This is a genomic window from Idiomarina sp. ST10R2A5, assembly GCF_051842325.1.
Lineage (GTDB): Bacteria > Pseudomonadota > Gammaproteobacteria > Enterobacterales > Alteromonadaceae > Idiomarina > Idiomarina abyssalis.
This window is the reverse complement of sequence record NZ_JBNIEX010000007.1, coordinates 98621-109549: the sequence shown is the minus strand read 5'-3', so window position 1 is coordinate 109549 and position 10929 is coordinate 98621. Positions and strand designations below refer to the sequence as shown.

Here is a 10929-nt window from a genome sequence, read left to right as displayed (position 1 = left end):
TAGGTAAATTCAGAGAGAGCACAGGCAACTTTATGAAAATAGTCATTCCAATGCTGATTGCTGTAGCCGGACTGACCGCAGTGCACAAAGCGCAGGCGCAGGACGTTGAGGCTGTGCAACTGTACTCAGACGCCGAACTTGTTGAGATGTTTGCAACCAACGCGCATCTTAAACGAGTACGCGATACCGACCGCTGCCAGCTGGCGCAGGATATTGAAGCTCAGGCAGAGCTCGAGCGTCGTCCAACGTATCAGTTCTTATATGGCGACATGATGGCCTGGGGCGTCTGTTATGACCGTGACCCTGAACTTGGCCTGCTTTATATGGAAAAAGCGGCTCAGCATGGCTTACTGGAAGCTCTGGAGCAGTTGGGGCGCTATTATCATGAAGGAGTTCTGGTTCAAAAGGATATTGACCGCGCCATTTTGTATCTTCGTGAAGCTGCTTCGTTAGGGAATTTGCCGGCGCAACGACGCTTTGCTGAGATCTTGCTGGCGGATAAAGGCAGCCCGTATGACTACGAAAAGGCCTATCATTGGTTACATAATGCGATAACAGCAAACCAGGGCACCTATCAGGATATTGAGCAAAAACTGGCAAAGCTGGCTGAGAGAATGCCACCTTCGGTCGTTGAAAAAGCAAAAAGGCCACTGGATTAGTGGCCTTTGTTTGAGTTGCGCAAGTTTACTTGTGCTTAAGACAAGCGGTTGCGGAAATCTTCGTAACTAAATTGCCGTACACAGTCAAACTGACCACTTTCCCGTAAAATACCAATAGCCGGATGCTGAACGCCGTTAAAGAAGGATGTCTTCACCATGGTGTAGTGCATCATGTCTTCAAAAACTAAACGGTCACCAACAGCCAGAGGCTGATCAAAACTGTACTCACCGATAACATCCCCGGCTAAGCAACTGTTGCCACCTAAACGGTAACTGAAGGCTTTTTCGGCGGGTAAGCCTGCGCCGGTAATGACCGGGCGATATGGCATTTCCAGCACGTCCGGCATGTGAGCCGTTGCTGAAATGTCCAGTAAAGCGATTTGTCCCTGGTTCTCAACAATATCCACCACTTCGCAGACCAGCGGACCGGTTTGCCAGGCCACTGCCGAGCCAGGCTCCAGTATCACTTGCAGATCATAAGTTTCGCGCAAGCGTTTCAGCTGCTTTATCAGGTGATCAACATCGTAACCCTGACGGGTCATGAGATGCCCACCGCCTAAGTTCAGCCACTTCATTTGTTTTAATTGCTCGCCAAAACGGCTTTCAACAGCATCAAGTGTGCGCTCAAGAGCAAACGAGTCGCACTCGCACAGGTTGTGCACGTGCAAACCGTCAACGCCGGTTAAGTCCTGCTGCTGAAGCTCGCTGGCGCGAATCCCCAGACGTGAACCGGGAGCACTGGGATCATAAAGCTCGGTTTCTGCTTCCTGATGCTCCGGGTTAATACGAAGACCAATAGAAACACCGGCAGCTGCAGTTTGTTCACGGTATTTATGCCACTGAGAGACACTGTTGAATGACAAGTGATTGACCAACGGCAATAGCTCGTCGATGTCTTCTTGTTTATAAGCTGGCGCATAAGCGTGAACTTCGCGTGAAAACTCTTCCGCTGCCAGCTTTGCCTCCCAGACAGAGCTGGCTGTGCAGCCTTTCAGATACTGACGGATAAGCGGAAAGGCCGACCACATGGCATAGCCTTTCAGTGCCAGAATAATGTCAGCACCACTTTGCTCTTGCACCTTTTGCATCAGCTCCAGGTTCTTGCGCAGCAGTTTTTCATCCAGCACATAGCAGGGAGACGGAATTTCCGGCGATGTATATTGGCTCATGCGTTGTCTTCTCTGTTACTTCTCAAATGGCTTATTGCATTCCTGAACTTGCCATGGAAGGCCATACTTGTTCAGGCGCTCCATAAACTCGTCCGGGTCAAACTGCTCCATATTCCAGACACCAGGCTCCATCCATTTACCTTGTAACATTAAAGATGCGCCAATCATTGCTGGTACACCCGTTGTGTAGGATACCGCTTGTGCGCCCACTTCTTTGTTGGTTTCGGCGTGGTCCGTATTATTGTAAATGAAAATGGTCTTTTCCTGACCGTCTTTCATTCCTGTCACATAAGTACCAATACAGGTTTTGCCGGTGTAACCTTCTGCCAGAGAGCCTGGGTTAGGTAGCACGGCTTTTAAAAACTCCAGAGGTACAATTTTTTTGCCTTCAAACTCTACCGGTTGGATAGAGGTCATGCCGACGTTTTCAAGTACGCGTAGGTGAGTCAGGTATTGATCGCCAAAGGTCATCCAGAAGCGCGCGCGTTTAATAGTCGGGAAGTGCTTAACCAGCGACTCGAGCTCTTCATGGAAAAGCAGGTAAGAAGGGCGCACGCCAACGTTAGGGTAGTCCAGATCTTTACGCACGCTGATAGGGGCAGTTTCGTGCCACTCGCCGTTTTCCCAGTACTTACCTTTCTGGGTAATTTCGCGAATATTAATTTCCGGATTAAAGTTGGTTGCAAATGCCTGACCGTGGTCACCACCGTTACAGTCAACAATGTCCAGGTAATGGACTTCATCAAAGTAATGCTTAGCGGCATAGGCGGTAAAGACGTTGGTTACGCCCGGATCAAAACCGGCGCCCAACAACGCCATTAAGCCTTTTTCTTTGAAACGCTCCTGATAAGCCCACTGCCATGAGTATTCAAATTTGGCTTCGTCTTTTGGTTCGTAGTTTGCGGTATCAAGGTAGTGCACTCCGGTTTCCAGACAAGCGTCCATGATAGGTAAGTCCTGATACGGAAGTGCGACGTTGATAACCAGTGACGGGTTAATGCCACGGATGAGCTCAGCCACTTCTGCTGAATCATCGGCGTCTACCTGATACACACCAACAACGCGGTCTTTACCCGCTTTTTCCTGCAACGCCTGACATTTTGACAGGGTACGGCTGGCCAGGTGAATCTCAGAGAATACTTCCGGCAGGCCCGCACATTTTTGTACGACTACGCCAGCAACACCGCCGGCACCAATAATTAGAACTTTAGACATGAATGCTATCCTTCACAGAAATCTTTTAACTAATAAAGTTGCTGCGAAAGATAGCATATTTTTATGGAATCATCATTCAGAAGCGTTGCTTTGTGCTGCCTCGGAATCCATACCTAAATGCTTATGTAAAAATGCCCAGTTTTCGGCATGTTCTTCAATGCGCATCCAGGTTGGTGTGCCGGCACCGTGTCCGGCCCGGGTTTCTACGTTTAATAATATTGGGTTGTCGCAGCTTTGGTCTCGCTGCAGTGCTGCTGCAAATTTATAACTGTGCCAGGGGACAACTCGGTTGTCGTGATCACCCGTAGTAATAAGGGTTGGCGGATAACAGGTACCACTCTCTGTATTGTGAACAGGGGAGTACTCGTACAATGTTTTGAAGTCTTCCTCGTTTTCGCTTAGACCAAACTCACTACTCCAGCCTCTGGCATTCGCGCTGGGAAGCTGATACCTCAGCATATCGAGCACGCCAACAGCCGGAAGAGCCGCAGCAAAGAGTTCAGGTCGCTGAACCATTGTTGCTCCTACCAGTAAACCACCGTTACTGCGCCCCTGAATAGCCAGTTTGTCTTTATTCGTGTAGTTATTATTTATTAGCCATTCGGCCGCGGCAATAAAGTCATCAAATACATTTTGCTTGTTTTCTTTAGTGCCCTGCTGATGCCATTTTTCGCCGAACTCACCGCCACCTCGTAAGTTGGGAATGGCCAGTACGCCGCCCATTTCCAGCCAGACAACACGAGTTGTATCGTAGTCGGGAGTGAGGGAAATATTGAAACCGCCGTAACCATATAACAGCGTCGGATTGTTACCATTCAGTTCCAGGTCTTTGTGATGAACGAGGAACATAGGCACTTCGGTGCCATCAGCACTGTTATACACCACTTGCTCGGTTGTATATTGGTCTAAACTCGCTGGCACCTCGGTTTCATACCAAAGGGTTGTGCGCTGTTGCTCTGGTTGGTAACGATACACTTTGCCCGGCTCGGTAAAACCTTTAAACGTGAAGAATGTATCCGGCGCTTTGTGGCTGCCCTTAAAACCGTCAATTGAGCCAATACCCGGTAAAGCAAGCTCCTGCAGCATCGTTCCCTCGATATCAAAGATAGCCACCCGCGAGCGAGCCGACTGCAGGTAGTGAGCAAACAGCTGCCCACCTACGGCGCTGACCTCTTTTAAGGTATGAGTTTTAGGTGCGATAATTTCTGTCCAGTTTTCGGGAGCCGGTTGCTCAGGGTCAACGGCAATAACCTGGCCAGTTGGTGCGCCATTTGTGGTTTTAAAATAAAGCTTTCCGTTGTGACTGGTAACATATTGGTATTGCCCGTCCCACGCTGTGAACAAGCTCTTAAAGGGCGCTTCTTCCTGTGCTAAAGGTCGCACGTATACCGCGTTGGCATCATAGCCTTTGAATACATCAACGAGTAAGTACTGGCCGTCGTCAGATATTTTTGGATAAGGGTTCCAGCTTGGTTTTTTATCAAAAGCAAAAATGAGCTCATCTTCACTTTGTTTGGTTCCCAGTTTGTGGAAATAGACACTGACCGGCTTTGAGTCATCAAAGCTTCCGTCTTCTTTTTGCGGATAACGACTGTAATAAAAACCACGCTCGTTAGGCAGCCATGCCACCTCACTAAATTTCACCCCTTTGATCAGGTCGCTGGTGTCTTTTCCTGATTGAATATTACGGACTTTTATCTGTGTCCAGTCACTGCCCCCGTCAGATAGTGCGTATGCCACGTATTTTGCCTGTGGTGAAACACTAATGCGGGCCAGTGAAACGGTACCGTCGTCGCTAAATGTATTAGGGTTAATCAGTACATCCGGTGCGCTGCTTAGGTCGGTCATAGTATAGAGAACGGCTTGGTTTTGCAGCCCGTCGTTGGAGAAATAGAAGTAACGATCAGCATAGCGAAAGGGCGTACTCACTTTTTCGTAGTTCCAAAGCTCCGTCATTCTGTCTTTAATGTTCTGAAATTGAGAGTAGTCCTGAAGCGCTGGTGTTGATAGCTGGTTTTGCTCGTTAACCCAGTTCTCAACTTCTTGGTTGTTTTGTTCTAACCAACGATAAGGGTCTTCCACCAGAGTCCCGTGGTAGTTATCTTGTTGATCAACGGTTTTTGTTTCCGGATAAGGGCCTTCAGGTTGTTCTTTCTCCTTTTCAAAAGAACTACAGGCGCTCAGTATCAGCACAGTAGAACAAGCAATAAAAACCGAATAACGAGTCATGGTAGAGATTCCTGGTGAAGTTCTGTGTTGATGATAGAAAGTTGTAACGAAAACAACAAGTCACATTAGCGCAGTGCTCGTATGTCTTTACACAATTTTTCGTTAGCTTGCCGCTGCGAAAGCCCGCCCCAGACTTGGCCGAGTTGTTTCAGTGTTATATCTGGCTTGCAGATCAACGATGTTAATGTGTGGTCGGGATGTTGCCAGTAAAGCCACTGTGCTAAGGCAAAATGCGCGGCATCGAAGGGAATTATATGGCGAGTATAGGAATCGATAATCAGGGCTCTTATTTCGCTAAGATTTTCGGTGGAAGCTAACGCAGCTATATCTTTAGACAGCCACTGTAACTTCTGCTGCCCCCACGCACTGAGGCGTTGAAACTGTTGCGAATTGTTGGTGCTAAACGGGTATGCATAAATAGCAGCAGGGCGGGCGGAAACGGAATCAATACGGCTGCTTATACGCCATGGCGCGTAATTGTTATTTTGCCAAAACGTATCTAACTCTGATGACCAGGCAAAACTGGTTCCTAATACTTGAAAGTGATTATCTCCGCCCCACTTGGATATTTCAGTGAGTAATGCTGAAGCGTACTTGCGGCGACGCTTGTCGGCGGGTACTGCTATTCGGGCTACTCGTAACCAGGATAAATCGAAAGCCCATTCTTGCTGCAGGAAATAGCCGATAGCCTGAGGAAGTAAGTTACCTTTTGGACGGCGTCGCCCCTGTTTAATATCGTGCTTTAATGGTGCGTCAATAGGGCCTTCAGCCATTAACCAGGCAACAGCAGTAACTCTACCTTGCTCAAGGCTATACGCAACTTTATGCAGCGGCTCGGTTAGTAAGAGGTTCAAGTCGTTAGGACTGCTTTGGTAGTGAGCATTGAGCAAGAGTTGAAAGCATTGTTGTAAGAGGCTTTCTTCGAGTTCAGACGCGTGCTTTATAAAGGTGCCTGTTATGGCTTCAGTTGAGGAAGCCAAGGGGCGTTTTTCGTCTAACAAAAAAGTTTCTGTTAGCCATTGTTCTAGTGGGTCATTGACGGGCCAGCGCATGGGCTGAGTCAGCTGGTGAATAGCAACCCCGGCCAGGTTTTTCTTTGCCCAGTCTGTAAAATGCACAGCAAAGCCACGGCCACAGCCTTCATATCCGGCTACTGTGGTGGCAAGCAGCCACGGTGTAAACTTTTGACAAAGCCTCTCAGTTGCCCAAAGCGGCAGACCGGCGGCTTCATCGATAATTAACTGCTTGTCGGGGGCGTCTGGTTGTTCAAGAAGCTTATCCCAGGCGACAAACTTAGCCTGAGGAGCTTGTTGCAGTAAAACTTTGGCGTTGGCTTTTCGTGGGGCGGTGACAATAACAGAGCTTTTATTCTTTGCATGGGCGAGAGCCTGCCCCAGTAAAGTACTTTTACCCCGTCCACGCTCAGCCGTTATGATGTGAGTTGTCGGCTCACTCTTAGCGCCTGAACCGGTCTCGTTAACGAGCTCCAAAATGTCACTTTGTTCCGATGTGAGTTTAAGCTTGTTGCCTGCCGGTAATGATTCAGTAGAGGTTTCAGGAGAAAGGTCAGCGGCGGCATTGCTCCAGTACTTTAAAGCAAAATGCTCCATGCGCTGGCTCATGGCATTGGGCTTTTCAGGTAGCAATATCGATAAGAGTCCACCGGCGGTTACCGTTCCGCAAAGCGCCGCAATGGCGTCAGCATGCAAACTGTCGCGGCAATCTATAAAGACACGTTCAAATTCATGGCCAAGGTAGTCACGATAACGCGAGAGCGCAGCATCTGCCTGTTTATTCGTGTCGGATAAATAGATAGAAAGGCCGGAGCGAGCCTGGCAATGTTGCTGCCAAAGGCTCGCATCATGCAGCAGTTCAAGTTTTCTGTAACCGCTGCGTTTGGACATGCTAGAAAATAGAGATTGCGAAGAACTTCGTGAGCACCGTATTAATAAATACTGCTGCCAATATCAGTGGAATAAAGGTGCAAATGGATAAACGCACGTATTTAGCCAGCAGTGTATTTGGGTACCCTGGGTTGCCTTCGGCAAGTTCAGCGTCCAGATTCTTGCGACGCCAGTGAAAGCTGACAAACAAGCAAATCAGCAGGCCATTCAGCGGCAAAATGGTATCGTAGAAAACGTCATAGATAACATCAAAAACTGACTTAGGCGTGTCCGCGTAGAAAGTAAACTCAGTAAATGCCGGAACAAAACCAAAAGAAGTGGCGGCAATAAGGGTTAAAATGGTAACGGCGATACCCATAAACAACAGAGCTTTTTTACGGCTGATCTTGGCTTGCTCAATAACCGCTGCGGTCGGAACTTCAAGAATTGAAACCAATGAAGTAATGGCTGCAATAAAGGTCAGAAGAAAGAAGACAGTCGCAGCAATACTCGCTCCTACATAACCGACAACGCCTTCAAGCGCGATGAAGATTTGCGGGAAAAACGAGAAGATCATGCTAACCGATGAGTCACTTAATGCGTCCGGGTCAGTATTTGGGTTGATGGCAAATATTGCAGGCAGTGTCATTAAACCTGCGGTAAAGGCTACGGCGGTATCTGTTAATGCGACCAGTTTACCTGAAGTAACAATGTCATCGCGACGGCTAAAGTAAGAGCCATAAGTAATTAAAATACCCATGCCCAGAGAAAGCGAGAAGAATGCCTGTGCTAAAGCGCCGTTTATCACTGAACCGTCAATTTTTGAAAAGTCAGGGACTAAATAAAACTCCAGTCCAAGGACGGCGTTGTCCAGCGAAAGAACAAAGATAACCAGCAGAATAAGCATAATGAACAATGCTGGCATAAGGAACTTGGCCGCTTTTTCGATACCCTGGCGAACCCCTCCAATCAAAATAACGTTAATAATGATAGTGACGGCGACAAGAAAGCCAACAAAACCGTAGTCGTTAACGAATTGAGAAAAATACTCCGGGTTGGCAAGCATATCGAGGTTACCCATGATGGAATGCCACAGGTAACCAAATATCCAGACAGTAATGACCATGTAGAAAACGGCAATCATGAATGGCGTAATCACCGCCAGTAAGCCAGCAATGTGCCATCCTTTATTATTTGGCGATAAGGCCTTATAGGAGCCGAGAGGGCTTTTTTGTGCGCGACGGCCGAGGCCCATTTCGGCAAGCATGACCGGTATACAGATGAAAGCAACGAACAAGGCATAGATAATTAAAAATGCACCGCCACCGTTCTTGGTAGCCGCAACCGGGAAGCCAACCAGGTTGCCAATGCCGACAGCAGAACCTGCTGCCGCTAATATAAATCCAATCTTAGAGCTAAATTGATCGCGTTGTTCGCTCATTCTGAACCTTCTTTTCTCGTTATTGTTTTAACGCCTTGTAAGCGCTGCCGTTCAGCAAATTTCAGCAATCCTAGCAAGGTGGCAATTTAACGGCAAGCAGCTAATCAGTGATTGTGCGGCAGAATGCGGGAAATTAGGTTTAAAAACAAAATTTATTTTAACATCCATTACAATTGCAATATTGGAATTTGTTAAAAATAATATAACCTTTTTATAACTCAGTTTTAACACGCTGGTAAATACAGGGAATTTAGCTCTCTGGAACAGATTGGCGTCTTTTTACCAGCGTGTTTCCTTTCATTGAGTTTCCCCACTGCTGCATTTCAAATAGACGAGAAACGCACCGTCTGAAAGGAAACTCCAGCTGCTTTGCCTGATACAACTTATCGATATCGGTTTCTGCGGTCAGTATTAGCAGGCACTCGTTGTCGTAGCATTCGTCAACCAAAGCGATAAAACGACGCGCTTCATTATCCAGTTTGCTGACGCTATTGGTTTGATGCTCACGTTGATAAGTTTCTTCAACGCCGTGTACCAGGTCTTTATCGGGCAGATAAGAAAATGTGGGCACACCATGGACCGCAATTGCACTATATTGAGCGGCTAACTCCATGTAGTCGCGTTGGCTTCTGGGGCCTGAGCAAAGTGCCATAAACTCAAAGCCAATGACGTTATCGTTTCGCCATAAAGAGTGAATTGACCGGTTCATAACCGAAATAGAGGAGCATTGGAGAGTTTCCCCAAACTGCTTTTCTGCGACCGAACGCAACTGCTTTTGAGTTCCCTGTTTGAGGTAAAACGGCAGGTCTGTATCCTTAAGTCGCCGATAGTCGGTGCCTAAGCCTAAATCCAGACATTCACATTCTTCATTCAGTAAGTCGATGGTAGGTTCAAAACGGTGACGTGCCAAACCACCTTTGTAAAGTTCTTTGGGTGGTGCGTTTGAAGTGGTTACCAAGGTAACGCCGTTATTGAACAGAGCTTCCCATAACCTGGCCAGGATCATTGCATCACCAATGTCTTCGACAAAGAATTCGTCAAGACAGATAACCGAATATTGCTGCGCCCAGGAACTTGCAATGGCTTCCATAGGGTCGGCTTCGCCTTGTCTTTGGTTAAGGGCTGTGTGAATTTTTGCCATAAAGTGGTGATAGTGCAGACGTATGGCTTTGTCTTTCGGAAGGTATTGGTAAAACAAGTCCATTAAAAGCGTTTTCCCACGGCCTACAGGGCCAAACAGGTACAGGCTTTGTGGTTGATTACCTCGGGCAAGTGAGTCCAGTCGCTGTTGCAGTGCATTAACAGCACTGTGTTGGTGTTTATCGGACTGAAGTGACCCGAACTGAATACGCTGATGATAGATTTTCTGCATGGAGTTATTATCACGAAAAGCCAGGATAAAAAAAAGCCGGCTGAGGAAGCCGGCCAAAGTTGCTAGTGAACAGCCATTAATACATAGTGCTGTATAACTTCCTACGATAGGTCGCTGCCAGAGGATCACCATCCGGTAAGGAATTGATAATGTCGAGCGCGTATTTTTTCGCATCAGCAAAGTTCACATCTTTAGCTAACACGGTGAATACCAGCTCTAAGGCTTCTTCATCGCGGTGTGCTTCATGAAGTTTAAGAGCAAGCTGCAGCTTTAGAGATAAATCGTCGGGTTGATTTTCGACCTGCTCCTGCAGAGCTCTCAGTTCCGGTGAGTCGGCGGCATCTTCGGCAAGTTCAAGTTTACCTTTTATGCGCTGGTAGTCGCCATCTTGTTCAACCATTGGAATTTTAGAGACCAGTTCTTTTGCCTGGTCTAGGCGGCCAGCATCAACGGCAGCTTCGGCCAGCAGTTTCAATGCCTGCATATTGCTGCTGTCGATATCGTAAGCCTGTTTCGCTAACGTATAAGCTTTATTCGCATCACCTTCGCCCATCGCGGTTTGAGCTTGCTGAATCAAGTCGTCAGACGGACTGGGCAGATGTTTATCCAGTATTTCACGAATTTCGCCTTCAGTTTTGACTCCGCCAAAACTGTCTACGGGCTGGCCATCTTTAAAAAAGGCGACTGTAGGTAAGCTTCGAATACCAAACTGCATTGCCAGCTCTTGCTGTTCATCACAGTTTATTTTGGCGAGGATAACCTGGTCACTGTATTGCGAGGCCAGCTTTTCCAGTACTGGCATGAGCTGTTTGCAGGGCTCGCACCAGTCTGCCCAAAAATCGATAATAATGAGTTTTTCTTTTGAACCTTCCAGTAGAACCTGCTGGAAGTTTTGCAAGTCAACGTTAACGATGTTGGATTCAGACATTAGCAGCGCGCGCTCCTGTAGATATTTCATTTC

At 47.5% G+C, this 10929-nt stretch carries 8 protein-coding genes; 1 reads left to right on the top strand and 7 read right to left on the bottom strand.

The window, feature by feature from the left end; all coding sequences use genetic code 11:
• Positions 1 to 32 precede the first annotated feature (32 nt).
• Entirely contained in the window at positions 33 to 659 is a 627-nt protein-coding gene (locus ACP7FG_RS10100; RefSeq protein WP_054489265.1) for a tetratricopeptide repeat protein, read from the top strand.
• A 35-nt stretch (positions 660 to 694) separates the two neighbouring features.
• Here the strand turns inward: ACP7FG_RS10100 and nspC are convergent, their stop codons facing one another.
• The 7 genes from nspC to trxA all read right to left on the bottom strand — a co-directional run bounded on the left by nspC (position 695) and on the right by trxA (position 10896).
• Complete coding sequence (gene nspC, locus ACP7FG_RS10095; protein WP_199493569.1) at positions 695 to 1828, bottom strand: carboxynorspermidine decarboxylase; 1134 nt, start codon at positions 1826 to 1828, stop codon at positions 695 to 697.
• Between the two features lie 15 nt (positions 1829 to 1843).
• Positions 1844 to 3043: a saccharopine dehydrogenase family protein gene (locus ACP7FG_RS10090; protein ID WP_278358477.1), complete on the bottom strand. Its 1200-nt coding sequence runs from the start codon at positions 3041 to 3043 to the stop codon at positions 1844 to 1846.
• Between the two features lie 72 nt (positions 3044 to 3115).
• On the bottom strand, positions 3116 to 5272 hold the full coding sequence (locus ACP7FG_RS10085; protein ID WP_439226286.1) for a prolyl oligopeptidase family serine peptidase: 2157 nt from the start codon (positions 5270 to 5272) through the stop codon (positions 3116 to 3118).
• A 65-nt stretch (positions 5273 to 5337) separates the two neighbouring features.
• Positions 5338 to 7176 (bottom strand): GNAT family N-acetyltransferase, encoded by a 1839-nt coding sequence (locus ACP7FG_RS10080; RefSeq protein WP_439226285.1) that lies wholly within the window; start codon positions 7174 to 7176, stop codon positions 5338 to 5340.
• A gap of 1 nt (position 7177) precedes the next feature.
• On the bottom strand, positions 7178 to 8596 hold the full coding sequence (locus tag ACP7FG_RS10075; protein WP_439226284.1) for a sodium-dependent transporter: 1419 nt from the start codon (positions 8594 to 8596) through the stop codon (positions 7178 to 7180).
• Between the two features lie 250 nt (positions 8597 to 8846).
• Positions 8847 to 9968 (bottom strand): cell division protein ZapE, encoded by a 1122-nt coding sequence (gene zapE, locus ACP7FG_RS10070; protein ID WP_439226283.1) that lies wholly within the window; start codon positions 9966 to 9968, stop codon positions 8847 to 8849.
• Positions 9969 to 10044: 76 nt separating this feature from the next.
• Positions 10045 to 10896 carry a thioredoxin gene (gene trxA, locus ACP7FG_RS10065; RefSeq protein ID WP_439226282.1) on the bottom strand — a complete coding sequence of 284 codons (852 nt, stop codon included), beginning with the start codon at positions 10894 to 10896 and terminating at the stop codon, positions 10045 to 10047.
• Positions 10897 to 10929 lie beyond the last annotated feature (33 nt).